At 63.9% G+C, this 25,436-nt stretch carries 28 protein-coding genes and 2 tRNA genes; 10 read left to right on the top strand and 20 right to left on the bottom strand.

The window, feature by feature from the left end:
* The first annotated feature begins 38 nt into the window (after positions 1-38).
* Positions 39-1,733, top strand: coding sequence for a bifunctional diguanylate cyclase/phosphodiesterase (locus NYR55_RS11345; RefSeq protein ID WP_260021418.1), 1,695 nt, complete (start codon positions 39-41; stop codon positions 1,731-1,733).
* On the opposite strand, the gene dapE is transcribed toward NYR55_RS11345, so the two are convergent.
* Positions 1,702-2,835 carry a succinyl-diaminopimelate desuccinylase gene (gene dapE / locus NYR55_RS11350; protein WP_260021420.1) on the bottom strand — a complete coding sequence of 378 codons (1,134 nt, stop codon included), beginning with the start codon at positions 2,833-2,835 and terminating at the stop codon, positions 1,702-1,704. The two genes, NYR55_RS11345 and dapE, sit on opposite strands and share 32 nt — an antisense overlap.
* Positions 2,836-2,863: 28 nt before the next feature.
* On the opposite strand from dapE, the gene NYR55_RS11355 reads away from it, so the two are divergent.
* Complete coding sequence (locus NYR55_RS11355; protein WP_260021421.1) at positions 2,864-3,328, top strand: cupin domain-containing protein; 465 nt, start codon at positions 2,864-2,866, stop codon at positions 3,326-3,328.
* 1 nt (position 3,329) lies between these two features.
* Here the strand turns inward: NYR55_RS11355 and NYR55_RS11360 are convergent, their stop codons facing one another.
* The 6 genes from NYR55_RS11360 to rpmH all read right to left on the bottom strand — a co-directional run bounded on the left by NYR55_RS11360 (position 3,330) and on the right by rpmH (position 7,165).
* Positions 3,330-3,998: a glutathione S-transferase family protein gene (locus tag NYR55_RS11360; protein WP_260021422.1), complete on the bottom strand. Its 669-nt coding sequence runs from the start codon at positions 3,996-3,998 to the stop codon at positions 3,330-3,332.
* 98 nt (positions 3,999-4,096) lie between these two features.
* A complete protein-coding gene (gene yihA / locus NYR55_RS11365) occupies positions 4,097-4,750 on the bottom strand; it encodes a ribosome biogenesis GTP-binding protein YihA/YsxC (protein WP_260021651.1) in 654 nt (217 codons plus the stop codon).
* Positions 4,747-6,447, bottom strand: a complete 1,701-nt coding sequence (gene yidC / locus NYR55_RS11370) for a membrane protein insertase YidC (protein WP_260021423.1) — start codon at positions 6,445-6,447, stop codon at positions 4,747-4,749. Before yidC ends, yihA begins: the two co-directional genes overlap by 4 nt.
* A gap of 21 nt (positions 6,448-6,468) precedes the next feature.
* On the bottom strand, positions 6,469-6,681 hold the full coding sequence (gene yidD, locus NYR55_RS11375; protein WP_260021652.1) for a membrane protein insertion efficiency factor YidD: 213 nt from the start codon (positions 6,679-6,681) through the stop codon (positions 6,469-6,471).
* A gap of 11 nt (positions 6,682-6,692) precedes the next feature.
* Positions 6,693-7,034: a ribonuclease P protein component gene (gene rnpA, locus NYR55_RS11380; protein ID WP_260021653.1), complete on the bottom strand. Its 342-nt coding sequence runs from the start codon at positions 7,032-7,034 to the stop codon at positions 6,693-6,695.
* On the bottom strand, positions 7,031-7,165 hold the full coding sequence (gene rpmH, locus NYR55_RS11385) for a 50S ribosomal protein L34 (RefSeq protein ID WP_044332822.1): 135 nt from the start codon (positions 7,163-7,165) through the stop codon (positions 7,031-7,033). The genes rnpA and rpmH overlap by 4 nt, the downstream gene beginning before the upstream one ends.
* A 240-nt stretch (positions 7,166-7,405) precedes the next feature.
* Between rpmH and NYR55_RS11390 the strand changes: the two genes are divergently transcribed.
* From NYR55_RS11390 to NYR55_RS11410, 5 genes are all read left to right on the top strand, one after another.
* The gene (locus tag NYR55_RS11390; protein ID WP_260021424.1) at positions 7,406-8,914 is read left to right on the top strand and encodes a YifB family Mg chelatase-like AAA ATPase; all 1,509 of its coding nucleotides are present in this window, start codon (positions 7,406-7,408) and stop codon (positions 8,912-8,914) included.
* Between the two features lie 83 nt (positions 8,915-8,997).
* Complete coding sequence (locus NYR55_RS11395) at positions 8,998-9,402, top strand: DUF805 domain-containing protein (protein ID WP_260021425.1); 405 nt, start codon at positions 8,998-9,000, stop codon at positions 9,400-9,402.
* Between the two features lie 55 nt (positions 9,403-9,457).
* Positions 9,458-9,542 (top strand) — tRNA-Leu (locus NYR55_RS11400).
* 13 nt (positions 9,543-9,555) lie between these two features.
* Positions 9,556-9,631 (top strand) — tRNA-Thr (locus NYR55_RS11405).
* Positions 9,632-9,724: 93 nt separating this feature from the next.
* Positions 9,725-11,287, top strand: a complete 1,563-nt coding sequence (locus NYR55_RS11410; RefSeq protein WP_260021426.1) for a DUF6538 domain-containing protein — start codon at positions 9,725-9,727, stop codon at positions 11,285-11,287.
* Between the two features lie 86 nt (positions 11,288-11,373).
* On the opposite strand, the gene NYR55_RS11415 is transcribed toward NYR55_RS11410, so the two are convergent.
* From NYR55_RS11415 to NYR55_RS11450, 8 genes are all read right to left on the bottom strand, one after another.
* Positions 11,374-11,985, bottom strand: a complete 612-nt coding sequence (locus tag NYR55_RS11415) for a hypothetical protein (RefSeq protein ID WP_260021427.1) — start codon at positions 11,983-11,985, stop codon at positions 11,374-11,376.
* A gap of 94 nt (positions 11,986-12,079) precedes the next feature.
* Positions 12,080-12,463 carry a hypothetical protein gene (locus tag NYR55_RS11420; RefSeq protein ID WP_260021428.1) on the bottom strand — a complete coding sequence of 128 codons (384 nt, stop codon included), beginning with the start codon at positions 12,461-12,463 and terminating at the stop codon, positions 12,080-12,082.
* 239 nt (positions 12,464-12,702) lie between these two features.
* Positions 12,703-13,209 (bottom strand): hypothetical protein, encoded by a 507-nt coding sequence (locus tag NYR55_RS11425; RefSeq protein WP_260021429.1) that lies wholly within the window; start codon positions 13,207-13,209, stop codon positions 12,703-12,705.
* Positions 13,206-13,511, bottom strand: a complete 306-nt coding sequence (locus NYR55_RS11430; RefSeq protein ID WP_260021430.1) for a hypothetical protein — start codon at positions 13,509-13,511, stop codon at positions 13,206-13,208. Before NYR55_RS11430 ends, NYR55_RS11425 begins: the two co-directional genes overlap by 4 nt.
* Before the next feature lie 1,417 nt (positions 13,512-14,928).
* Positions 14,929-15,504: a recombinase family protein gene (locus NYR55_RS11435; RefSeq protein ID WP_260021432.1), complete on the bottom strand. Its 576-nt coding sequence runs from the start codon at positions 15,502-15,504 to the stop codon at positions 14,929-14,931.
* A gap of 328 nt (positions 15,505-15,832) precedes the next feature.
* Positions 15,833-16,387, bottom strand: a complete 555-nt coding sequence (locus tag NYR55_RS11440) for a hypothetical protein (RefSeq protein WP_260021433.1) — start codon at positions 16,385-16,387, stop codon at positions 15,833-15,835.
* Positions 16,369-16,629: a hypothetical protein gene (locus tag NYR55_RS11445; RefSeq protein ID WP_260021434.1), complete on the bottom strand. Its 261-nt coding sequence runs from the start codon at positions 16,627-16,629 to the stop codon at positions 16,369-16,371. The genes NYR55_RS11440 and NYR55_RS11445 overlap by 19 nt, the downstream gene beginning before the upstream one ends.
* Positions 16,630-16,849: 220 nt before the next feature.
* A complete protein-coding gene (locus tag NYR55_RS11450; RefSeq protein WP_260021435.1) occupies positions 16,850-17,830 on the bottom strand; it encodes an SPOR domain-containing protein in 981 nt (326 codons plus the stop codon).
* A gap of 173 nt (positions 17,831-18,003) precedes the next feature.
* Here NYR55_RS11450 and NYR55_RS11455 point away from each other — a divergent pair, with 173 nt between their 5' ends.
* From NYR55_RS11455 to NYR55_RS11465, 3 genes are read left to right on the top strand one after another with little or no spacing between them, the layout of a single operon-like run.
* A complete protein-coding gene (locus tag NYR55_RS11455; protein WP_260021436.1) occupies positions 18,004-18,714 on the top strand; it encodes a ParA family protein in 711 nt (236 codons plus the stop codon).
* 4 nt (positions 18,715-18,718) lie between these two features.
* Complete coding sequence (locus NYR55_RS11460; RefSeq protein ID WP_260021437.1) at positions 18,719-19,267, top strand: hypothetical protein; 549 nt, start codon at positions 18,719-18,721, stop codon at positions 19,265-19,267.
* 14 nt (positions 19,268-19,281) lie between these two features.
* A complete protein-coding gene (locus NYR55_RS11465; protein ID WP_260021438.1) occupies positions 19,282-20,610 on the top strand; it encodes an SPOR domain-containing protein in 1,329 nt (442 codons plus the stop codon).
* A 68-nt stretch (positions 20,611-20,678) separates the two neighbouring features.
* Here NYR55_RS11465 and NYR55_RS11470 read toward each other — a convergent pair whose 3' ends face one another.
* Genes NYR55_RS11470 through NYR55_RS11490 form a run of 5 tightly spaced genes read right to left on the bottom strand, consistent with a single transcriptional unit; the run spans position 20,679 to position 25,365 of the window.
* A complete protein-coding gene (locus NYR55_RS11470; protein WP_260021439.1) occupies positions 20,679-21,887 on the bottom strand; it encodes a dihydroorotase in 1,209 nt (402 codons plus the stop codon).
* Positions 21,884-22,873, bottom strand: a complete 990-nt coding sequence (locus NYR55_RS11475; protein WP_260021440.1) for an aspartate carbamoyltransferase catalytic subunit — start codon at positions 22,871-22,873, stop codon at positions 21,884-21,886. The genes NYR55_RS11470 and NYR55_RS11475 overlap by 4 nt, the downstream gene beginning before the upstream one ends.
* 57 nt (positions 22,874-22,930) lie before the next feature.
* Positions 22,931-23,773 carry an oxygenase MpaB family protein gene (locus NYR55_RS11480; protein WP_260021442.1) on the bottom strand — a complete coding sequence of 281 codons (843 nt, stop codon included), beginning with the start codon at positions 23,771-23,773 and terminating at the stop codon, positions 22,931-22,933.
* A 24-nt stretch (positions 23,774-23,797) separates the two neighbouring features.
* Positions 23,798-24,265, bottom strand: a complete 468-nt coding sequence (gene ruvX, locus NYR55_RS11485; protein ID WP_260021443.1) for a Holliday junction resolvase RuvX — start codon at positions 24,263-24,265, stop codon at positions 23,798-23,800.
* Entirely contained in the window at positions 24,262-25,365 is a 1,104-nt protein-coding gene (locus tag NYR55_RS11490) for a DUF3089 domain-containing protein (RefSeq protein WP_260021444.1), read from the bottom strand. Before NYR55_RS11490 ends, ruvX begins: the two co-directional genes overlap by 4 nt.
* Between the last annotated feature and the right edge of the window lie 71 nt (positions 25,366-25,436).

Raw genomic sequence — 25,436 nt, forward strand, 5'->3', positions numbered from 1 at the left:
GTTCGGGCGCACCGCCGCCGGGATAGCCATCGACGACGATGACAGGCCATTCGCTCAGAGTTCGCGCGATCGCATTCGCGCTGGGCGCTGGCGCGCTGGTTTTCATCCTGGCGCTGGTGGCGACGGGTGCTGGCATCACGCCGGATGGCGCGGGGCGTGCGCTGATCGCGGCGACCATTTGTGGTGCGATGTGCTGGGCCTTCGCCGAACATACGCTGGCCGGGACCGCCGCCGCGCTCGACACCGCGATCCAGAGACTGCGCCAGGCAGCCGATGGCGACCTGACCGCGCCGGTGCCCGAACAGATCGACCGCGCCGTACCGGGTCTGGCCCAGACGATGCGGGAATTGTTCGATCAGGTGGGCAGCAACCTGAACAGTGCCGAACGGCTTGCGCTGTTCGATGCGGTCACCGGCCTGCCCAACCGGCTGCATTTCCGCCGGACCTGCGACCGGTTGCTGGAAACGCTGTCCGACGACGGGTCGTCGGCGCTGTTTTTCATCGACCTTGACCGGTTCAAACTCGTCAACGACACGCTGGGCCATGCGTCGGGCGACATCCTACTGAGCATGGTGGCACAGCGGCTGCGCGACGTTGCGGGCCGGTTTGCCGGGATGGCGGACGACGGAAGTGCGGCGCATCCGCTGATCGGCCGGCTGGCCGGTGATGAGTTCACCCTGTTCTTTCCGGTCGTCAGCGATGCGGCCGATGCCCTGCGGATCGGCCATGGCATCCATGCCGAACTGATCCAGCCATTCGATGTCGAGGGGCAGGATGTGCGGATTGGCGCATCGGTTGGTGTCGCCCTGCGCCCCCGTCACGGCCAGATGCTGGCCGAATTAATGCGGGCCGCCGACATGGCGATGTACCGGGCGAAGGGCGATGGCCGCAGCCGGGTGGCGCTCTATACCGACGAAATGGCGCTGGCCGCCGAAACGCGGATGCAGCTGGAACGGGACCTGCGCGACGCCGTCGAACACGATGCATTCAGCCTGTATTTCCAGCCGCAGATCGCGGCAAAGGATGGCCGCGTTGTCGGGGCAGAGGCCCTGCTGCGCTGGCGCCATGCCGATGGCGTCCGCCTGCCGACCGAGTTCATCGCCTGTGCCGAGGAAACCGGCCTGATCGTCAAGATCGGCAACCGGGTGGTGGATGAGGTGGCGGAAACGATCGCCCGCTGGGCCCGGATCGGCATCGAGCAGCGGATGGCCGTCAACATCAGCCCGCGACAGATCGATCACGCGACCTTTTTCCGCCGGTTGCGCAGCGCGCTGAGGGCGGCGGGCGCGCCGGCCGGCCTGCTGGAACTGGAAATCAGCGAAACGCTGGCCATGACGTGCAGCGATGATGTGATCAGTGCGATCCGCGCGCTGCGCGAGGATGGAGCGACGGTCGCGATCGACGATTTCGGCACCGGCTATTCCAACCTGGCCCGTCTGCGCGAGTTGCCGGTGGACCGGGTGAAGCTGGATACCAGCATCGTGGAGCATGTCGCGGTCCGCACCGAGGCGCGGGCCATCGCGCAGGCGGTCATCGGCCTGATCCACGGGCTGGGCTGTACGGCGGTGGCAGAGGGGATCGAGGACGAAGCACAGCGCGACGTCCTGCGCGTCATCGGGTGCGAGGTGCTGCAGGGCTATGCCATCGCCCCGCCGATGGACGAGGTGACGTTCATGCGCTGGGTCGCGGCCCAGCCGTCGATCAGGATGCCGCGGCCAGCGCTTCGCGCGTGATATCGGCGTAGATCGCGGTCAGCGCGGTCAGATCCTGAAGCGCCACAGCCTCGTCCAGCTTGTGCATGGTGGCGTTCAGCAATCCGAATTCGATGGTCGGCGCGATCCGCGACAGGAACCGGGCATCGGACGTGCCGCCGGTCGTCGACAGTTCTGGCCGGATGCCCTGGTGCCGCTCGATCACATCGGCGACCAGCGTGGACAGCGCGCCCGGCGGGGTCAGGAACGCCTCACCCGACACGACGGGCCGCACGATCGCCTCTGGCGCATGGGCATGGACGACGGACCGGATCCGCTCGCCCAGCCCGTCGCCGGTGTGCAGATCGTTGAACCGGATCGACAGGCGCGCCGACGCCGCGGCCGGGATCACATTGGTGGCCGGGTTGCCGACGGTGATGTCCGTCACCTCGATATTCGACGGCTGAAACCAGTCGGTCCCGGCGTCCAGCGCGATCGCGTCGATTGCCGACAGTGCGGCGATCAGGCGCGGGATCGGATTGTCGGCCAGATGCGGATAAGCGACATGGCCCTGCCGCCCCGGCACGTCGATCCAGATATTGACGGAGCCGCGCCGCCCGATCTTTACCATGTCGCCCAGCCGGGCGACGCTGGTCGGCTCGCCCACCAGGATGGCGTCGGGGGCCAGGCTGCGCTCGCCCATCCGGTCGATCAGTGCGCGCGTGCCGAAAACCGCCGGCCCTTCCTCGTCCCCGGTGATGATCAGGCTGACCGTGCCGGCATCGGCCGGTACCTGTCCGGCGGCGGCGACGAAGGCGGCGATTGCGCCCTTCATGTCCACTGCACCCCGCCCATGCAACAGGTCGCCGCGCACCTGCGGCTCGAACGGATCGCTGGCCCAGCCCTGGCCCGGCGGCACGACGTCCAGATGCCCGGCAAAGGCGAAATGCCGCCCGCCGGTGCCGCGCACGGCCAGCAGGTTTTCCACCGGTCCATCGGGTGCGTGACCGCTGACGAACCGTTCCACGGCAAATCCAAGCGGCAGCAGGGCCGCCTCCAGCACATCGAACACCGTGCCGGTGGCCGGAGTGATGCTTGGCGCGGCGATCAGCGCCTTGGTCAATTCGATGGGATCGGGCAGCATGGCCGCACCGTTAGCGCAGGATAAGCCGATGCCCAAGCTGGACCTTGATGCCATGCCGCAAACCAATGCGACCGGTTATCCGCCGCCATTCGATACTGCGGTCGAGGGGCGATGGTATCGCCGCCTGGCGCCCGTAGCGGGCCTGACCCATATCGGGGCCAGCCATGTCGTCCTGAAACCGGGGGCATGGTCGTCGCAGCGCCACTGGCATCGGGGGGAGGACGAGCTGGTCGTGATGCTGGCCGGCGAAGCGGTGCTGATCGACGATCACGGCGAAACCGTGCTGCGGCCCGGCGACATTGCCGCGTTTCCAGCGGGGGAGGAAAACGGGCATCACCTGATCAACCGCAGCGATGCCCATTGCGTGTTCATTGCCATCGGCGCGGGCGACCGGACGGCGGGCGGCAGTTATTCCGACATCGACATGACGTTCACGGCCGACGGCTATCAGCGGAAAGACGGCACGCCCTACCCAGACCCGCGCCTGCGATAGGTCAGCCCTGAACCACGCCTTCGAACTTTTCGATCACCCAGTCCTCGGCCTGGGCGCAGGCGATCCAATCCTGCATCCACGGATGGGTCAGGACGGCGTGCATATAGGCGGGGGCAAAGCGCGCGACGGGCAGCGAATAGGTGACGAGCCGCGTCACCACCGGCGCGAACATCGCGTCTGCCGCGCTGAAATCGCCGAACAGAAATTCGCCATCGCCGCCGAACCGGGCGCGGGCCTGTGCCCACAGTTCCATGATGCGCTGAATATCCTGAAGCACATCGTCATCGGGTTTTTGCGGGGGATAGACCTGGCGGACATTCATGCTGTGCTTGCGGCGCAGCGCCGAAAAGCCGGAGTGCATTTCCGCCGCCATCGACCGCGCCATGGCGCGCGCGGCGGGATCGGCGGGCCAGAACCGGCCATTGCCCGATTTCTCGTTCAGATATTCGACGATCGCCAGGCTGTCCCACACGACGACATCGCCGTCCCACAGGATCGGCACCTTGCCCGACGACGGCGCGAACTCGTCCCCTTCGCGCCGCTGGTCCCATTCGGCGTCGTACAGCGGCACCACGACCTCCTCGAACGGCAGGCCGGACAGCTTGCAGGCAAGCCAGCCGCGCATGGACCAGGAGGAATAGGCCTTGTTGCCGATGTAAAGCTTGAGCATCGCACGGGCTTAGCCGCGCGGGGGACGGGGGGCAACCGCCGCGCGCCGTTGGGCGGAGAGCGGGGCCGGGGGGCGCGAAGCCGCCCGGCCAGCGACGGTCAGGCGGTCACAGCCTCAATCACCGCGGCGCGCAATTCAGGGATGCCCATGCCCTTTTCGGACGAGGTGGGGATGATTTCCGGATGCGCGGCGGGACGCTTCCTTGCCTCCGCCTCGGTGCGGGCAAGGACGGCGGCCAGGTCGGTCGCCTTTACCTTGTCCGCCTTGGTCAGCACGATGCGATAGCTGACCGCTGCCTTGTCCAGCATGTCCAGCATCTCGGTATCCACGTCCTTGATGCCGTGCCGCGAATCGATCAGCACCAGTGCGCGTTTCAGCACGGGGCGACCGCGCAGGAAATCATTCACCAGATAGCGCCAGCGGCGGACCATGTCCTTTGGCGCCTTGGCAAAGCCATAGCCGGGCATGTCGACCAGCCGGAAGAACAGCGGATTGCCGACGTCGAAATAGTTCAGCTCCTGCGTCCGACCCGGCGTCACCGACGTGCGGGCAAGCGAGGTCCGACCGGTCAGCGCGTTGAGCAGCGACGATTTGCCGACATTCGACCGGCCGGCAAAGGCGATTTCCGGCACCGTTGCATCGGGCAGGAATTCAAGCGCGGGCGCCGATTTCAGGAACGTGATCGGCCCGGCAAAGATGCGCCGCGCTTTCTCGATCGCCGCTGCCCGCGCCGCTTCCTCCTCCGCCGTCATGCCGGTTTCTGCTTGAGCGCCGGATGCCGGGAATACAGCCATTGCTGCTGGGCGATGGTCAGCAGGTTCGACGTGATCCAGTAGATCTGAAGCCCCACGGCGAACGGCGCCATCATGAACATCAGCATCCACGGCATGATCGCGAACACCTGTTTCTGCACCTCGTCCATCGGCGCGGGGTTCAGGCGGAACTGCGCCCACATCGAAATGCCGAGCAGGATCGGAATAACGCCGATGGCCAGGAAGCCGGGCGGCGTGAAATCGAGCAGGCCGAACAGGTTGACCGGCGTCAGCGGATCGGGCGCGGACAGATCCTTGATCCACAGCGCAAACGGCTGGTGCCGCATTTCGATCGCCAGGATCAGCACCTTGTACAGCGCGAACAGGATCGGAATCTGGATCAGGGTCGGCAGGCATCCGGCCAGCGGATTGACCTTTTCCGTCTTGTACAGCTCCATCATCTTTTGCTGCAGCTGGACCTTGTCGTCCTTGTACCGTTCCTGCAGCGCCTTCATCTTGGGCTGCACCGCGCGCATCGCCGCCATGCTGGCAAACTGTTTCTGCGCGATCGGGAACAGCAGCAGGCGGATGGTCAGCGTCAGCAGGATGATCGCCACGCCGAAATTATGCACGTTGGTGAAAATCCAGTGCAGGAAGTGGAAGATCGGCTTTTCCAGGATTTCGAACCAGCCCCAGTCGATGGCGCGGCCGAAATGGGGGATCCCGCCCTGTTCCTCGTACCGGTCCAGGATGTTCACTTCCTTGGCACCCGCGAACAGCCGGCTGGTCTGCGTCAGCTGCTGGCCGGGGGCGAGCTGGGCTGCGCTGGCGGGTTCGGTATCCACCTGGAACGACCGCTCGCCCGCCGAAATCAGGCGCAGTTCCGATGCCACCTTGGGATCGGGAATGACGGCAGTCAGCCAGTAATGATCGGTGAACCCGGCATAGCCGCCGCGCGTCTCGAACCGCGTCGCCGTGGGCGTCACCGCATCGTAATTGATGTAGTTCGCCTGTTCGGTGGTCGCGGCGATGGCGCCGACATGGGCCGTCCACTGATCGACATCGGCGGATTTTTCGGCGCGGCTCAGATAGCTGAACGGCACGACCTGAACCGGCTGGCCGCCGGCATTGCCCACCGTCTGCGTCGCGGTGAACATATAGGCATCGTCGACCGCCAGCTGGATGCGATAGACCTGAGCGCCCACGCGCGCGCTGAGCGTCACGGGCTGGCCCGGCTTCAGCGTCGGCGCGCTCGCCTGCCACACGGTGTTCGCGTCCGGGGCGGCAAGGCCGGTGCCGCGCCAGCCAAAGCCGGCGAAATACGCCTTTTCGGTGCCGGAGGGCGAAAACAGCCGGATGGGCGGGCTGTTCTTGTCGACCGTCTGATCATAGCGGGTCAGCACAAGGTCGTCGATCCGCGCGCCCTTCAGGTTGATCGACCCCTTCAGCGTCGGCGTGTCGATGGCGACGCGCGGCGTTTCGGCAAGGACGGCATTGCGATCGCGAATCGCGCCCGGCGTGTTCGCGGCAGGGTCGGCAGACGGGTCGGGCTTGGCCACGCGCTCGCCGCCCGCGATCACCTCGGTCGGCCGGGTGACGGCGCTGGGATAGACGAAGCGGACGATCGGTTCCCAGGCAAACAGGATCAGCGCCGCGATCACGGCAAAGATCAGGAAATTCTTCTGTTCTTGTTTCACCAGTCAGTCCCTGCTTGGCGCTTATGGCACCGGATCATGGCCATGGCCGCCCCATGGATGGCATCGCGCAATACGCCGCATTGCCAGCCATCCACCCTTTAGCGCCCCATAGCGGGCAAGCGCCTCGATTGCATAGGCCGAACAGGAGGGCGAATAGCGACAGCTGGGTGGCAGGATGAGCGACGGGCCAAGCTGCCACAGCCGGGCCAGCCCCATCAGTGCCTGTGCGGGCAGGGACGGGCGGCTCACGCAGCGGGCGGCCCGGGCCGGGCGCGGGCCAGCGCCTTTTTCAGGTCGGCGACCAGATCGGCATAGGGATGTTCGATCCCCGAATGGCGGCCGATCAGGACGTGGTCGGCACCGGCGATGCCGTGCGTTGCCAGCACCTCGCGCGCCAATGCGCGAAAACGCCGCTTCATGCGATTGCGCACGACGGCGTTTCCCACTTTCTTCGATACGGTATAGCCGATCCGCATGCCCGGATCGCCATCACCCCGGTCGCGCACCAGCAGGAGGAACCCCCGCGTCGGTGCGCGCCTGCCCTGATTCGCGGCGAGGAAATCCGCCCGCCGCGTAAGGACGGTCAGGCCGACAGCTTGTTGCGGCCGCGCGCGCGGCGCGCACGGATCACGTTGCGGCCGCCCGGAGTCGCCATGCGTGCCCGGAAACCGTGACGGCGCGCCCGCACCAGATTGCTCGGCTGAAAAGTCCGCTTCATTGTGCATTCCCGGTAAATCAGAACGAAAAAGGGCCGCCACTCGGACGGCCGTGTTGGGCGCGGCTTTATGCCAGCCTGCCGATAAAGTCAACGCAGAGGGCGATGTCGCCATGCTGGCACAGTTGGGCGCTGTGTATTGCCGGTGCAATACGCCCGCCCCGCTTTTTTCCCCTATGGCCCTCTGGCCAGGATTACGAAACCGGCTAAGCTACTGCAAAACCGGGGCAGGGGGATTGGCCATTGGTCGCGATCGTATCGACAGTGGCCTATCTGGGGCTGGAGGCGCGCAGCGTCGAGGTTCAGGTATCGCTGGCCCCCGGCCTGCCCAATTTCGTCGTCGTTGGCCTGGCGGACAAGGCGGTGGCCGAAAGCCGCGAACGGGTGCGCGCCGCGATCGCCGCCATCGGCCTGTCGCTGCCGCCCAAGCGCATCACCGTCAATCTGTCGCCCGCCGACCTGCCCAAGGAAGGATCGCATTACGACCTGCCCATCGCCATGGCGCTGCTCGCCGCGATGGGCGTGGCGGATGCCGAGACGCTGGGCGATTATGTGATCGTCGGCGAGCTGGGGCTGGACGGACGGGTGGCCCCGTCGCCCGGCGTGCTGCTGGCCGCGCTTCATGCCGCGGCGGAGGGCAAGGCGCTGATCTGTCCGGCGGCGCAGGGTGCAGAGGCCGCCTGGGCCGGATCGGCCGGCGTCGTTCCGGCGGTCGACCTGCTCGGCCTGCTCAACCATCTGAACGGCCTGCAGCTGTTGTCGCCGCCGGAACCGGGCATGGCGGTTGCGCAGGGCGGGGGGCCGGACCTTAATCAGGTCAAGGGGCAGGAAACGGCCAAGCGCGCGCTGGAGATCGCGGCGGCGGGCGGACACAATCTGTTGATGGTCGGGCCGCCTGGTGCGGGCAAATCGCTGATGGCGGCGTGCCTGCCCGGCATCCTGCCGCCGCTCGATTCGGGCGAGGCGCTGGAGGTTTCCATGGTCGCCAGCGTCGCGGGTACGCTGGAGGGCGGGCGGATGACGCGGGTGCGCCCCTTCCGCAGCCCGCATCACAGCGCGTCAATGGCGGCGCTGGTCGGCGGCGGGCTGAAGGCGCGGCCGGGGGAAGTCAGCATGGCGCATCTGGGCGTCCTGTTCCTTGACGAACTGCCGGAGTTTCAGCGAGCGGTCCTCGATTCGCTGCGCCAGCCGCTGGAAACCGGCACGGTCAGCATCGCGCGGGCCAATGCGCACCTGACCTATCCTGCGCGGGTGCAGCTGGTGGCGGCGATGAACCCGTGCCGTTGCGGCCATCTGGGCGATCCGGCGCTGGCGTGCAGCCGCGCGCCGCGCTGCGCCGCTGATTATCAGGCCAAGGTATCCGGTCCGCTGCTTGACCGGATCGACCTGCATGTCGAGGTGCAGCCGGTGACTGCCGCCGACCTGATCCTGCCGCCGCCGGTCGAGGGGTCGGCAGAGGTCGGTGCCCGCGTCGCGGCGGCACGCGCCATCCAGCAGCGGCGTTATGCGGACAATCCCGCGCGCACCAATGCGGAGGCGGATGGCGATATCCTGACCGATCATGCAAAGCCCGACGATGCGGGCCGCGACCTGCTGGCCAAGGCGGCGGCAGCGATGCGCCTGTCCGCGCGCGGCTATACCCGCGTCCTGCGCGTGGCCCGCACCATTGCCGATCTGGCCGGATCGGAAACGGTCGGCCGGGTCCATGTGGCCGAGGCGCTGAGTTACCGGCGACAGGCACCGCGTGCCTGACGTGATCCGCTTGCAGCGAGAGCCGCTCTGCGCCACGTTTCTATCGCCGCGCCGGGGGGGGCGGTATCTGGGGGAGAGAGTGAATGGAATGGATGCTGATGCCGCTGAAGCGATACGCGGATTTTCAGGGACGATCGCGCCGCAAGGAATATTGGATGTTCTTTCTCGGCTATCTGATCGTCACGATCCTGCTCGCCGTATTTGGCGGCATCTTCGGATCGACGGGCGATGGCGCGTCAGGGCTGTTCCTGATCCTGTTCGGGATTTTCGTGCTGGCGATCTTCATCCCGGCCCTCGCCGTGCAGGTTCGCCGGTTTCATGATCAGGACAGGAGCGGATGGTTCGTCCTGTTGAACTTCATCCCCTATGTCGGCGGTCTGATCGTCCTTGTCTTCATGGTGCTGGAAGGAACGCGGGGGCCGAACCGGTTCGGGCCGGATCCCAAGGATCCTTATGCCGTGGACGACGTCGCAGACACCTTTGGCTGACGCCGATGGCTTGCGGGGCGCGGCGCAATCGGTTAGCGCCTGCGTCCCGCGACAGGCCCCTGTGGTGAAATTGGTAGACGCGCTCGACTCAAAATCGAGTTCCGAAAGGAGTGCTGGTTCAAGTCCGGCCAGGGGCACCATTCGCGGCGGATCGCCGGTTTAGCTCAGATGGTAGAGCAGCGGTTTTGTAAACCGAAGGTCGCGGGTTCGATCCCTGCAACCGGCACCATCCCGTTCCAAGCCTTTGGAATGGCTGAAAAAACCTAGGAAATCAGGCACTTTTTGACGGGCGACTGTTACATTTGTAATAGGAGCGCCAACGATGTGCACATACCTCGATCAGGTCGGATCAACCTATTATTTCCGGCGTGTCGTTCCGTTGGAACTGCGACCGTTCATCCGCACAAGCACTGGCGCTCCGCGCGCGGAATGGAAGCGGTCGCTCAAGACTAAAGACCGCGACGAAGCGAAGCGGCTTATCCCGCGCCATACGCTGGATACCCAGGCCGAGATTGACGCGGCAGAGCAGGCACGCCGGGTAGCGGCAAACAGCCCGGATGATGACGCCCGTAGGCGTGTCGCAGAGCGCCTGGAGGAGCAAGCCAAGGTATGGACAGCCGCACTGGTGGAACGCTCTGAGGCTGACGCGCAGACAGCATCCGAGGACATCGCTCGCCGCGAAGCAGAATATGAGCGCCGAGCGCCGATCCGCGAACGGTTTGAACGGGCATTTCGTAAATCAACGCTGGAGCGATCTGACGAGGAGAGTGCCGTTCTGGATATAATCCGGGATTTGCGGCTGGATTTCACGATAGAGCGTGAGCGAGAGACAATGCGTGCCCTTACTCGTGCGGAGGCGCGACGTGGGATTGCTTCGCCACCAGTCGAGACGGCCTCCCTTAAACCGGCCTCGCCCGCTACAGGGGTGCCCCTCCTGGCCTCGTTTGACAGCTATGCCGCCGAGCAGGGAATGAAGCCGGGGACACGATATGAATGGCGTCGAAGCCTCGCTGCGCTAGTCGATTTCCTAGGGCATGATGACGCGGCACGGATTACCGTTGATGACCTAGACCGCTGGGTCGCCGCCCTGCTTGCAGAAACGACCAAAAGGGGTCAGCCCCGCAGCCCCAGGACAGTTAGGAACAATTATGTTTCACCGCTGCGCGCCTCCCTGAATTGGCTGATTGAGAAACGGAAGCTGACAGAAAATGTCGCCGCGCAAATAACTATCCGTGTGCCTCGGAAGGCAATGCTTCGAGAGCGCGATTTCACCCCCGCAGAGGCCAAGGCAATTCTGTCTGCCACGTTAAAGCGGCCTGCTAGGAGCGTCGCGGCCAAGACGTTACTGGCACGCCGGTGGATACCTTGGCTTTGCGCCTATACGGGTGCGCGAGTGAACGAGATTTCGCAGTTACGCGGCCAAGACGTGACACAGATTGACGGCATCTGGACAATTCGGATCACGCCCGAGGCAGGCACAGTAAAGGCTAATGCCGCGCGTATCGTCCCGCTGCATCCGCACTTGATCGAGCAAGGCTTTCCCGCCGTTGCCCAAGCGGCAGGGGACGCTCCAATCTTCTACGATCCGAGCCGCACCCGCCGACCTGGCATAGGCAACCGGCATTTCAAAAAGGTAGGAGAACGCTTGCGGGATTGGGTCCGTGATGAAATCGGCATCACAGACAGCGGCCTGCAACCGAACCATGCTTGGCGGCATACGTTCAAAACGATGACGCGCGCCGCTGACATCCCTGAGCGGGTTGCAGATGCTATTCAGGGACACGCACCGCGCAGCGTGGGGCAGAGCTATGGCAGCGTCCCGCTGCAAACGCTGGCTGATGCGATCGGCAAAATTCCGCGATTTGAGTTGGAGGACCGGGATTAACTGATCCCTCCACTCATTGCAGGATCAAAGGTGCCCGGCCTGATCCTGCCCGCACCGTGGCAAGCGGCGGGGCAGGTTCGGGGCAGTTAGTCGAGGCTTTCGGCAGGCCGCTGCCAGCCGGGCTGAGCGCCCGGTGCAGCGCGGGGCAATGACGACCCACCCAGCGGGGCGGCTGGCCCCTCCCAGGCGCGCTCCGCACGGGCATCGCTGGCACGGGAGGCGGCCGGTCGTGCACTCGCACCTGCCTGATTGCTCCAGGCGTCCTTTCCAGCCCCGCCAGGGGGCAATGAGGGGCGTCCAGGCTGTGGAGGGGCGGGCGGGGCTGCCTGCCACTCAGCGGCGCTCTGAGGGGCTGTGGCGAAGGCGAATTGCTGCGGCTTGCCCTCATCCCAGCCCATGCCCAGTGCCGACCAGTTGACCCGGCCCGCTGCGGCGTCCTCTGCTGTGATTTCGCCGTTCCGCACCGCGATTGCGGCCATGTCGGCGCGCATCATCGGTTCAAGCCCGGCCACGGCGGCTTCATCGCCGGTGCGGATGTATTGGCTAAGCGCGCTGTCATAGCGGGCGACGCTGGCGGAGTCGCTGGCTTCAATGAGGGCATCCACCCGTTTCATGGTCGGGATCAGGCCGGGATTGGCCTTGGCAAATTCGACCAGTGCCGCCTTGTGAGCGTGCCAGGGGGGGCGTCCTGTCGCCATGATGGTTCGTGCCCGTTGCTGTATGGCGGCGACGTTCTTGCCAGCGGCATGGGCTATGCAGAGGGCGGCGTTGATCTGAGCGCGTTGCTTCTGATTAAGCGCAGTCATTTTGTGAGGTTCGTTCTTTCTTTCGGATACAGGCGAGGGTGTAGGTATATGCTTTGGCGATGATGTCGCCGGTCAGGCATGGGCGTCCTGCTTGCTCCCATTGCTTGAACACGGCGCAATAGACGTGGTGCGCTTCCTTCTGGCTTTCGATGGATAGCCGGGCTAGGAGGTCGACACGCTCCTTGCCGGTTGGAAGCGGCAGGCCCGCCCGGCAGTATTCCCGGTCGATCATGCACTGGATCGCCAGCGCCGCTACGCTGGCGGGTGCTGCCAGCTCTTCATAGTCCGGGCTGTCGATCCAGCGGAGCACGGCGCATAACTCAGCATCGCGGAACGCCAGGTCTGCATGATCGGGCAGCCGTTTCTGCAACTTCGCCTGGGATCGAGGCCGCTGCGGATGCCGATAAGGTCCAGCGGGCGGACGGCGGAACGGCCGCAGGTGCCGGTCCTGCCGGGGTGCATTCCGCGTCAATTCCTTGAGCGTGGCCTGCCTAGCCAATTCGGAACGCCCATGTTTGTGTCATCGCGGAGCTTGGCAGGGCCGCGTGTCGGGATTGCATTTTCAGGTCGTTGAATGCTGCGTCACCACAGGGCAGCGCTGGCTTTCGATCACCGGAAATAGCCCCGGCGCTTGCCGGACAAATAGCTGCTCATCGCTGCGAACGGGTCGCCGGGCATGAGGCTCAGGATGTCAGCCGGGATCAGGCTGGGCTTATGCTGCAACAGGTGCCCCAGCACCGTATCAGGCAGCGTCTCGAAGCCATCGGCGGACTGTGGCTGCCAGACATTTTCGCGGGCGTTCATGTCGTACCGCAGGCTCTCCCACGAGATGATGAAACGGTCATGAGCAAGACCGGCGCGCTGATCGTGCTGGATGCGCTCAATCTTGAAGTTCTGGTTAGCCTTTTCAAACGCTGCAACGGAGGCTTTGGCTTCCTCATCAAGCGCCTTGCTCAGTTCGGCGGTTAGCTGTTCGCCCTCCTTGGCCAGGCGGGTAACGGTGGCCTTCGCAGCGTTAAGCCGGTCGTAAAGGGCAACATCCTCACGGGCGGCGGCAAGGGCGTGAGCATTGCGGGCCAGGTCATCGCGGATGTCATGCGTGGTGCGGGTCGTCATTGGTCTGGGTTCCTGTTGGAAGAAGCGCGGGCAGCTGCCACCCTGTCCGGCGTGGCATTGGCCCGGCGCGGAAGGACAGCGGCGCGGTGCCGCAGTTGGGGATTATCTGAGTGAAAGGCGGCCAGTGCCGCCGCAGCCGGGTTAGGGCCGGGAGTGCGCCGGAGCGCATAATCAGGGAAAGGCAGGCCGAGGACGGTGAGCGTTGCCCGCAAGCCCGTCATGATCCTTCGATCAGACCGGGTGAAATACTGTTCCGCCTGAGGGCTGTAGAGCGCATCGGCGTTGATGGTGACCGTGTTCATTGATCCTTTGGAGTGAGGTTGTGTCCACGTGTTACAGAGAGATAGTGCCCGGACGCATAGCCGGGGGGCGCAGCCGGAGAGATGCGGGATGTAACCAAGGGTAATCTAGAGTATTCTGAGCGTTTACCCTATTATATAAATATATATAATATAAATATATCGGGTAATGGGGCCAAGATTATTGGTCAGTCTCTATGGATTGGTTTTGATTTATTATTCATACAGAATGCTTGAATGATTTCTTATTCATTATATCAGGTTTGATGCTAGTATTATCATTAGTGCTCCCTATCAGGGTCGGCTTGGGTTGATTCATTCGGATAGTTGCTGGCTGATCCTATGTCGTGCCTTCCGGGTCCGTTGCCAGTATCCATCCGGATCATCCATTGCTTGTGTGCCAGGCGTCCCGGCTGACCCTTCCCCGACGCTATCCAGCCCGCATCCCGGTTCAATCCCGGATTGCATCCGAACAAATAGATGCGGGCCTTCTGTGGATGACGGTATCAATTCACCGTGCACCCAAGGCCCAATGCGGGATCAGCTTAGGGATTAAGCAAGACAGATGCGCCCCGCTTATGCCCGGCCTATCCCGCTGCGATCCGGAATTATCCAGCCTCCATCCTATGGTAACACGCGTACACGCGCGGGGATAAAGACTTAGTGCAACGGCTCTTTATTAAAAATGAGTATTGTTGACGATTTACGATCGTCAAATCAATTCTTTGTCAATATGAAGTTCACAATTACTTAAAGCAACAACAATTATAGAACAAGTTACAATATATCGGAACCTAGCTTCAAGTTTATGCTTTTCCAAATCTACAATACCGACCTTTGGTATCGCTCCGGGCTCCAAGTTTACGATGAATGCACCAACACTGTTGTCCCTACTTTTTGCATGGGTATCGATTAACTTTAGCGCCCTTGTTCTATCCTTTATAGATGGCGATTGAAAATCTATAACACTCAAATCGTGTGCAAATATATTTCACATACCCCTAATTATATCAATGTCTGATCTTGCATTATTGCTGATAATGCCCATGCTATAGGCGAGATCTATTTTTGCGCTAAACGTACTTAGCGGACCACGTGAATTGAATAGATTTTCCTGTACTTTAGGGTCTTGACGCAATCGATTACGGATTGAGGCTTCCAAACGAACGTCTATTATCGAGCTAGCTATAATCGCTGCAGAACGATCCGAATCCGCATTAAGTCCAGAGAAGATGGCATTTTCTGTGGCTGTGGCAGGTGTCCAGACTGCAGAATCGCTAACGAGGTACGTAGTGTCTTTGGAGCGGGCGCCTGTTTTTGGATCAATTATGACGGCAGACTTGCTGCGCTCTCGTCGTTGTTTTTTGCTCATTTCAGCAGCCCTGACATTCTGAGAGTGGAGTTGTGAACTGCATCCGGATCACGCTGAGCAATACCGGGATACGGTGGCTTTCGAGATGCCGAAATGCGCCATGGTCTGTGCGATGCTGGCCCCGTTCGCCTTTCGCCATTCGGCAACCGTCTTAGCATCGGCTGCGAAAGGACGGCCAAGCCCGGCCTTTCCCCGGTGCGTCATGCCTGTGGCTGCCAGCGATGCCTTAGCGGCTGCCCGGCCGCTGTCACAGCGTTCCTTGATCCGCTGGCGTTCCATATCAGCCATCTGTGCCAACACAGCGACGATCAGCTCTCCCACGCCGCGACCGATTGGCCCCAGCCCGCGTACATCCAGTGTAACGCCGCGATCCAGGAGCTTCCGCACCGTTGCCTGCACGTCCAGAGCATCACGGCCTAGCCGGTCCAAGGCATAGACGAACAGCGTATCGCCATCCCGGATGTAATCCAGCAGCTTAGCAAAGCCGGGCCGGTCAGCGGCAAGCGTCGCCCCGCTTATGCCTTCGTCAGTAAACTCCCTGTCAAAGCTGCCTCCAAGGGCTTGGCGCTGGGCTTCAATGCTCTGGGCGTCAGTTGATACCCGGTAATAGGCAACACGGCTCATAGCTTATCCCTCACAAGTTATGACCGGATTGTGAGGAATACTCATAACGCTGTCAACTATCTTGTGAGGCATAGTCAGATGGTCAATCCGGCATGTCTCATAAGCTACAAGTTGTGAGTCATGTCAGGACAGTCCAATGTCCAAGGCTAGGATCGGATGGGTAATGGTGAAGCGTTGGACAAGGTGGCAGCGCCGGGCACGATCATACAGATCGGGAGGCGTATCATAATGGCAGCGGGCACCCTACCTATGGGGGCATCGCGCATCAGCTTGGTCAGATTTGTCCCGTCGCATGGGTATGCGGTAATCAAGTCGTTGAGTGGCATCATCAGTCATCAGAAGGGACAATGGGATGCACCCATCTAATAGGCCCATCGGGCTTATAGTCTGACGGCGGCACTTCTTGTCGTATATCTATTATTTCATCTCGAACTATTATTCCATCCAGACTTTCAGCTAAATTGGCTAATTTCAACTTAAAACTAGTGAGTTCTTCACCATTATCACGTCTGTGTTTGATGTGTAAAAGATACGAAGCACAGTCAGCTGCCGCGCCATAAATAGAGTATTTGGTGCTATATAGAACCTCACCAAGGTTCGTGTTATCAAGTGAAGAGAGGCTGGCACCTGTGCAAGCCCTCACCCAATCATTGTTCTTTATCAATCCTGCAAAAGATTGATCTTGCATTTTCCAATTTCTGCTGAGCTCCATAATTGGCCAAATAAACTCTTTTGGTCTATCGCTCTGAATACAAAATAATAGACTAAGATAGCAAAGTGAAACTACTAAATTTTCATCTTTTGATTCGCCTATGTGACGATTTTCTCTGTAACCAATTCGGTAAATTTCGCATTTCAGTTCATTTAAAAGGTCTGAGACCATTTGGAAAAATCAATGCGTTGTTGATCTGATCCTTCTTGAAAGAGATTCATCGCGTGAATCTCAGGAGCCATTTGCATTGTATTATCTGGTATTTCTAATATGCGATAAAGGGAACCGTAGAATTTGTTTCGGAATGTAAGATGATTGGAAGGATCGATTAAGACTGCAGTTAGTGCGGTAGTTTTACTTGCCGGAGCGTCTTTTGGATGAGCCAAGCGCTCATCCATATACATCAATTTCATATTTGTGATCCGTCAGCGAAAACCAGGTTCATGTTCAGCATCCCCAGCTGTAGCCTAAATCTGAAAACGTGATCGAGTTTTTGATTTCGATTGCGTAAAAAGGCTGTTACATTCGCTTGGTCCAAAGGACGCGGCCGCCTCACCTCTAAGTGCTGATTTTACTTGGTTTTCTTCGAGCCAGTTCGATCCCTGCAACCGGCACCATATCCGGCATCACATCCTATTTCGGAACGGGGACGCAGGGGCTGACGCGGGCGCATCCTGATTTTGCGTCCGCCTGACTGGCAAAGGGGCCGACGATCAGCCGGGTCAGCTTGCCTACGCGGACGAAACTTGGCTGGCGGCCCGGAAAGCGGCCCTGAACCTGTGTCCATAGTCGCCGTGCATTGCCCGGATCGCCGAATGCGCCAAGCTGAACCCGCCAGCCGCCGTCGCGGATCGCAGGCGCCGCCACCCTTACGGGCTTTGGCGCGGGCGGGGTTGCGGGGGCGGGGCGGTCGACCACCATCGGCTTTGGCTGAAAGCGCGGATCGGACGGCAGGTCCGCGGGATTGGCCGTCGCTGTCACCGGCGCATCGGGCGTGGGTGCGCGGCCGGCGATGATCGGCACGGCGGCTGTCGTTGCGGGCGCTGCTGCTGCCTGCCGTTCATAGTCGCTGGCCAGCTGGGCGCCGCGTTGCCGGTCGGGCAGCGCGATATAGCGGTCGATCTGTTCAAGGGTCTGGGTCGCCTGCGTGATCCCCTGCGCCGAGGCGCGGGTGAGCAGGGCAAAGGCGCGGGCATGATCGCGCGTCGTCACGTCGCCGTTGAAGTACAGCGTGCCCAGGACATATTGCGCGCGCGGCTCGCCCCGGGCGGCCGACGCCTCTAGCCAGCGGACGGCATCGCGCTTCTTGCCGTTCTGAAATAGCGCCAGTCCGTAAAAGTCGCTTGCCTGCACATGGTTCTGAAGCGCGGCGCGGCGATACCATTCCTCCGCCTGAACCAGGTCCTGCGGGACGCCCCGGCCCAGGCGATAGGCCTGACCCAGATTGAACTGTGCATCGGCATCGCCGCGTTCGGCATCGGCCCGCCATTCGCCGACAGCGGCGGCATAATCGCCGCGTGCCCACGCCTCCAGCCCCGCCTTGACGTCAGCAAGCGCGGGACTGCCGATTCCCGCCGTCAGCAGCGTGGCTGCCATCAAAAACTTCGCGTTCATGCGCCCAGTCCGCCCGTTTCCAGTCAAAGGATAATGCGGCTTAACCATGAATGGCAAAGCAATCCTAAACGCCCGGGGCGTGGCATCCATGGTCGCCGACAGGGCCGTTTACCAATTCTTATCATCCCGCATGGCATCTGGAACGCTGTAGCAGCGGGAATTCAGGGGATTTCATGCGCGTTCTGGCGATGGCATCGCAAAAGGGAGGATCGGGCAAGACCACCTTGTCCGGTCATCTGGCCGTGCAGGCACAGCTTGCAGGGGCCGGGCCCGTTGTTCTGATCGACATCGATCCGCAAGGGTCGCTGGCGGATTGGTGGAACGAACGCGAGGCGGAGTTTCCCGCCTTTGCGCAGACCACCGTGGCGCGGCTGGCCGCCGATCTTGAGGTTCTGCGTCAGCAGGGTTTCAAGCTGGCCGTCATCGACACGCCGCCCGCCATCACCATGGCGATCCAGAGCGTGATCCAGGTCGCCGAACTGATCGTCATCCCGACCCGCCCCAGCCCGCACGACCTGCGCGCCGTGGGTGCGACCGTCGATCTGTGCGACCGCGCGGGCAAGCCGCTGATCTTCGTCGTCAACGCCGCCACGCCAAAGGCGCGGATCACCAGCGAAGCGGCTGTCGCGCTGTCCCAGCACGGCACCGTCGCGCCGATCACGCTGCACCACCGCACCGATTTCGCGTCGTCGATGATCGATGGCCGCACCGTGATGGAAATGGACCCGCACGGCAAATCTTCCTCGGAAGTGCAGGCCCTGTGGAGCTATATCCATGACCGGCTGGAAAAGAATTTCCGCCGCACCGTCTTTGCCGCACCGACCGCCGGTCATGCGTTCAACGCGGCCCGCCAGGGCGGCTTTGGCCGCCGGGTCGTGAGCTGAGGCAATGGCGATGTTTGGAACCGTCAAGCCCGCCGCCTCGCTCTCCTCCGGCCTGCTGGCGCGAAAGGGTCAGGCAAAGCCTGCCATGCGGCCGCAGGGCTATGTCGGCGGTTATCCCGCCGCCGAAGCGCCGATCGAGGATCTGGGCTGGAACGACATGGGCGAGGGCGTTCAGCCCCGCGCCGTGACCGCAGCCGTGCCGGAAGTGGTCCGCCAGCGAGAGGCGCTGGCCGCCGAACTGGCACAGCCGGTGCCGGCCGATATCGTTGCCGAAGCGCCCGCCGAGCCGGCCGCGCCGGCAGAGGCAGCGCCGCTGCGCCCGGTGTCGGTGAAAACCGCCGAACGGCTGCGCCGGGAAACCCGGCACAAGGGCCGCAAGGCCGCGTTCACGCTGCGGCTGGACGAGGAACGGCACCTGAAGCTGCGCCTGGCCAGTGCGCTGCACCGCGCATCGGCGCAGCAGCTGGTGACCGAGGCACTGGATCAATTTCTGAACGCCATTCCCGAAGTGGAGACGCTGGTCGCCCAGCTTCCCGCGGGCAAGGGCCGCTGAAAATGGGGGGAATCATGAACGGCCGGACCTTTGCCACGCTGAGCGCGTCGGTGCTGATCCTGGGCACGGCGATGGTCGGTTGTTCGACCCAGCCGATGGGCATTGCGACCGCCAGCTCGGTCGCCCTGTCCCCCGACGCCAAAAAGGCCGTGCGGATTGCCGCCAACGCCGAACGGGCGTTGCTGGCGCGCAAGCATGGTACGGCGATTGCGCAGGCGGAAAATGCCGTGGCGCTGGCCCCGGACAATGCCGCCTATCGTTCGCTGCTTGCCCGCGCCTATCTGGCGGCGGGCCGGTTCGATTCGGCGGCTCAGGCATTTTCGGACGCGCTGGTACTGGATCCCGCCAATGGCCGGTCCGCGCTGAACCTGGCGCTGGCGCAGACCGCGCTTGGCCAGTGGGCCGAAGCGCGCGACACCCTGAAAACCTATGAAGCGCAGATCGGCGCGACCGATCGCGGCCTGGCGCTGGCGCTGGCCGGGGATCCGGAAGGCGGCGTTGCGGTGCTGGCGGTTGCCGCGCGCGAGCCGACGGCGGATGCCGTGACGCGGCAGAACTTTGCCCTGGTCCTTGCCCTGTCGGGCCGCTGGCGCGAGGCACAGGCGGTCGCTGCAGTCGACCTGGCCCCGGCCGAGGTTGAAAAGCGGCTGATCGAATGGGCGGCCTTTGCCCGTCCGGCCACCGCCTCTGATCAGGTTGCAGCGCTGCTGGGCGTGGTGCCGGTCGAGGATCCGGGTCAGCCCGTTCATCTGGCGCTGAACGCTGCGCCATCGGTGGCCGATGCGACGGCCGAAACGCCGCCGCCCGCACCCGAAGCCCCGGCCGTCGAACCCGTAGCGGAAGTGGCGGAACCGCCGGTTGCCGTCGCGCCTGTCGCTGACCTCAGCATGACGCAGGGCGTCGGCCCGTCGATCAGTTTTGCACCGCGCGCCGAAATCGTGCAGCCGCTGCCGGTCCGCACCATCGCGGCCAAGCGGCCCAGCTTTATGCGGATGGATCGTCCGGCCCCGGTCGCGGGCAAGGCCAAGCCCCATGCAGCGCCCGCGCGCGGCGAATTTTTCGTTCAGCTTGGCGCGTTCGAAAACGATGCCGTTGCCAAGGATTCGTGGAATCGGCTGACCAAGCGGGTCGGCGCGCTGAAGGGCATGACGCCATCCGGCATGACCGCGACGGTCAACGGGGTCAGCTATTATCGTCTGTCCATCGGGGGCTTTGCACGGCCTGACGCCGATCGCTTGTGCCGTGACGTGAAGCGTTCAGGCGGCACGTGTTTCGTGCGTTCGGGCGCTGGCGACAAGCTGGCGACATGGTTCCGAAGCGGCGTGCGCGCTGCTTCAAAGTAATTCCGGTTCATCCGGGATAACAGAGCGAACTCAGGCGGCGTCGATCCACGCGATCGGCGCCGCTCCTTTTATGGATCGGCCAGGACGCCGCCCTTCATCACGCCAAGCACGCGGCCCTGAACCGGCAGTCCGTCGAACGGGGTATTGCCCGCCTTTGCCCGCATGGTGTCCGCGCTGATCTGCCACGGCGCGCCTTCGTCCACGAGGATCAGGTCGGCCGGTGCCCCGATGGCCAGCGTGCCCGTGTCCAGGCCCAGGATGCGGGCAGGGTTGCGTGCGAGCATCGCGAACAGGCGCGGCAGGTCAATGACGCCATCGCGCACCAGGCCAAGCCCCAGCGCCAGCAGCGTTTCCGCCCCCGCCGAACCGGGTGCCGAATCGGCAAAGGGCAGGCGCTTTGCCTCTGGCCCGCGGGGGTCATGACCGCTGGTCAGCACATCGATGGTGCCGTCGCGCACCGCCTCGATCGCTGCGCGGCGGTCCTGTTCGGCGCGAAGCGGCGGGGACAGATGGGCAAAGGTGCGGTAATCTGACACCGCAATATCGGACAGGAACAGGTGCGCCGGCGTGATGCCGCAGGTGACGCGCACCCCCCGCGCCTTTGCCGCGCGGATAAGGTCGAACGCCTGTGCGGTCGTCACCTGACGGAAATGCAGGCGCGCGCCGGTATCCTCGGCCAGCATCAGGTCGCGGGCCACGGCCAGCGCCTCGGCACAGGCGGGTGCGGCGGGCAGGCCAAGGCGCGTCGCCGTTTCGCCCGCCGTTGCCACCGCATCGCCGGTCAGGCCGCCATCCTCCGCATGGGCGATGACCGTCAGGCCAAGGTCGGCGGCATAGGCCAGCACCTTTCGCATGACGCCCGCATCCGCGATCCAGTGCCGCCCGGTGGCGACGGCGCGCGCGCCCGCTTCGGCCAGGATCGCCATTTCGGACAGGTCGCGGCCCGCCAGGCCCTGGGTCGCGGCGGCGATGGGGTGAACCCACAATTCCGGCTTGCCCATCGCTGCCGCGCGCTGGACGATGCCGGGATCGTCCAGCACCGGCGACTGATCAGGCATCAATGCGACGCGGACGATGCCGCCCGCGCGAAACGCCGCCTTGTCGATGGCAAACGCGCCAAGATCGACGATGGCGGGGGCAAGCAGCTTGCCCGCCGCATCGATCTGCGTTTCGGCCGGACCCTGCCGGGCGATCAGATCGCCGCCGACATAGAGGTTGCCGGTTGAAACCCCGCTATCGGGGCAGACCAGCGTCGCGCCGGTAAAGACCGTGCTCATGCCCAGCCCTCCACGCCGCGCTGGCGACGGGTCAGGACATCCAGGCATGCCATGCGCACCGCCACCCCCATCTCCACCTGTTCGGTAATGGCCGACCGCGCCTTGTCGTCGGCGACCACGCTGTCGATTTCGACCCCCCGGTTCATCGGGCCGGGGTGCATTACGAGCGCATCCGGCGCGGCCAGCGCCAGCCGCTGCGGCGTCAGGCCATAGCGATGGTGAAATTCGCGCGTGGACGGAATGAACCCGCCGTTCATCCGCTCGTTCTGAAGGCGCAGCATCATCACCACGTCGGCACCCGCCAGCGCCGCATCGAAATCGCTGAAGGGCGTGACGCCCATCCGTTCGATCCCGTCGGGCATCAGTGTGGCGGGGGCGACGACCCGCACCTCGGACGCCAGCGCGGTCAGCAGCAGGATGTTCGACCGCGCGACCCGGCTGTGGCGGATATCGCCGCAGATGACGACGCGCTGATGCGCGATGCTGCCCCGGCGGCGGCGGATGGTCAGTGCGTCGAGCAGCGCCTGGGTCGGATGTTCGTGCCAGCCATCGCCGGCATTCAGCACGGGGCAATCCACCTTGTCCGCGATCAGTTGCACCGCGCCGGAGCTGCCATGCCGGATGACGATGACATCGGCGCGCATCGCGTTCAGCGTCATCGCCGTATCGATCAGCGTTTCGCCCTTTTTCACGCTGGATTGGGCGGCGTGCATGTTGACCACATCGGCGCCGAGCCGCTTTCCGGCGATTTCAAAGGACAGGAGCGTGCGCGTCGAATTTTCGAAAAACGCGTTGATCTGGGTAATCCCCTCCAGCCGCCGGTCGGATGGCGCGCGCGTCCGGTTCGCCTCCACCCATTGTTCCGCCTCGTCCAGCAGGAACAGGATTTCGTGCGGCTGCAACCCGTCGATGCCGGTCAGGTGCCGGTGCGGAAAGGCGAGCCGCCCGGGCAGTTGCGCGGCGGGGCTGTGATCGATGGCTGGCATTAAAGCGATCGCCTAAACCGGGTGCGGCGGGGGTGCAAGCCGCTGCGGCCTTCGCCTTCAGGAAAACGCCCAGCGCAGCGTGCGGGCAATGCCGGTAGTGCCCGCGCGCACCAGCGGCCGCGCAAACATGGGGGTGTTCAGCCCGTGCATCCGCTGCGCCCATCCGGGCAACAGGTCGATCCCGGCCTGCATGGTCAGCGCCTGAACCGGCTGGGCCGCGGCGGACGGCGCACGCTGTGCCAGCAGCAGGCGGAGCACTTCGCGGGTTCGGTCGTCCACCCGCAATTCGGGGCGATAGCTGGCGATCAGCCGTTCGGCCTCCGCACGGCTTTCCGGCACGGGATCGGCACCCAGCGCCCGCCCCATCCGCGCCATTTCGGCGAAATACCGGTCCTGATCCGCGCGCCGCATTCCGGGTTCGCCATAGCGGATCCAGCCGTCGAGAAAGCTGGTCGTTTCCGTGACATGGACCCAGGCGAGCAGGTGCGGATCGTCCGCGCGATAGGGCGTGCCGTCGGGCAGGGTGCCGCCAACCGCCGCATGGATCCGGCGGACCCGGTCGATCACTGCCTCTGCCGCACCGCGATCGCCATAGGTGGTCTGCGCGATGAAGCGGGCGGTGCGGCGCAGGCGGCCGTGCATGTCGGTGCGGAAATTGGAATGATCCCACACGCCCGCCAGCACGCGGGGGTGCAACATCTGCATCATCAGCGACGCGACGCCGCCCGCCAGCATCGACACGACATCGCCATGCACCCGCCATGTCACGTCATCGGGCGTGAACAGCGCATTGTCGCTGCGCTGAACCGGCGATTCGCCCCGTGCGGTATCGTTGAACATCGCCCGCACCTCGCGGATGATCGCACGGCGGACCGGGGTGGCAAGGGAGGGTGCGGCCATGGCCCGAAGATAGGGTGCGCGCTGCTATCCCGCCAGCGCCAGCGCGTCGATCGCCCCTTGCAGGATCAGGGCGGCCGCATGGTTATCGATGCGTTCGGCGCGCTTGGCCCGGCTGAGGTCCTGTTCGATCATCGCGCGCTCTGCCGCCACCGTGGACCAGCGTTCGTCCCACAAGAGGATGGGCAGGCGCAGATCGGTCAGGTTGCGGGCAAAGGCGCGCACCGATTGCGTGCGCGGGCTGTCCGTACCGTCCATGTTCAGCGGCAGGCCGATGACGATCCCCTTGACCGCCTGTCGCTGCATCAGCGCGGCCAGCGCCGCCCGGTCGGCCATGAACTTGGTCCGGCGGACCAGCTCGGCCGGGCTGGCAAAGCTCCACCCGGCGTCGCACAGCGCGGTGCCGATGGTCTTTGTGCCGACATCCAGCCCGATCAGCCGGCCGCCATCCGGCAGTTCGGCTGCGAAATCGGCGGCGGCGGAATGGACGTTCATCGCGCGAACGCCGCCAGCCGCCGGGCCGCATCCGCACGGACATTGCCCCAGAACAGGCTGTAATCGAACACATGGAAATTGTTGCCGGGCAGCACGAACGGCCCGACTTCGGGGGGCTGTCCGATCAACAGGAACCCGCGTCCGTCGCAGCGCGCGGGGACCTGGCCCGGCTGCAGCGACGCATCGCTCATGTCCTTGGTCGGGAACAGGGTGCCCAGATTGGCACCGGCCGGCGCCGCGCTGTTGGGCGTGCCGGTGATCGGGTTGGTACAGATCATCGCCGTGCCCGCGCGCGACGCGCCGGTATAGCCGGGCGTGCGGTCGAACACCTCGGTCACCAGCGCGGGGTCCGCCGGCTCGGCAAAGCTTTGCCATGACAGGATGCAGCCCGTTTGATCCGCGCTGGCACATTCGGGCAGGCCAAGCGCGGGGAGGTCGGCCGTCCGGCTGATCGGCCAGCCAACGGCATAGGCCGCCACGATCCGCGTCGCCAGTGGCTTGCCGGCAACCCGGTCCTTGAGCAGCCGGGTCAGGTGCAGCGCGCCCTGGCTGTGCCCGGCCAGGATGATCGGGCGGTCGGCGGGTATTTCGGCCAGAAAGCGGTCGAACGCCGCCGCAACGTCGCCATAGGCCAAGTCCAGCGCCTGGCTGGCCGCGCCCTGATCGGTCAGGAACGCGCCGAACGTCGCCTGGCGGTATCGCGGCGCCCAGATCGCGGCGCTGGCGTTGAACGCGCTTGCCTGACCCCGCAGGAACAGGGCGGCGCGATCATTCGCCTCCCTGTCGTCCAGCGGCGCATTCCATGCGTTGCGCGACAGGTAGGAGGTCGGGTGGATATAGAACATCGCCGCGCCGGGCGCCTTGCCGACCGACTGGCCTGCGGGCACCCACAGTGCGGGATTGCCGGGCAGATCGGGCCTGGCGATCCACATCTTTGCATCGGCATAGCGTTCCGGCCCCATCGCCCCCTGCATCGAAAAGGGCGCGGACGGCACCATTGCGGCGCGCATCAGCTGAACGCCCCAGATGCGATAAGCGAACGCGCCACCGATGGTCAGCACGATAAGAACGGCAATGACATAGAGGAACTTGCGGGCCACGCGGCACCCTCCTTAGGCTTGGGCATCGTTCATGCTCCGGCGCGAGTCGAGGCCATGGGTGGGGGTTTGGG

Origin of the sequence: Sphingomonas sp. BGYR3, from assembly GCF_025153455.1 — a bacterium.
GTDB lineage: Bacteria > Pseudomonadota > Alphaproteobacteria > Sphingomonadales > Sphingomonadaceae > Sphingomonas.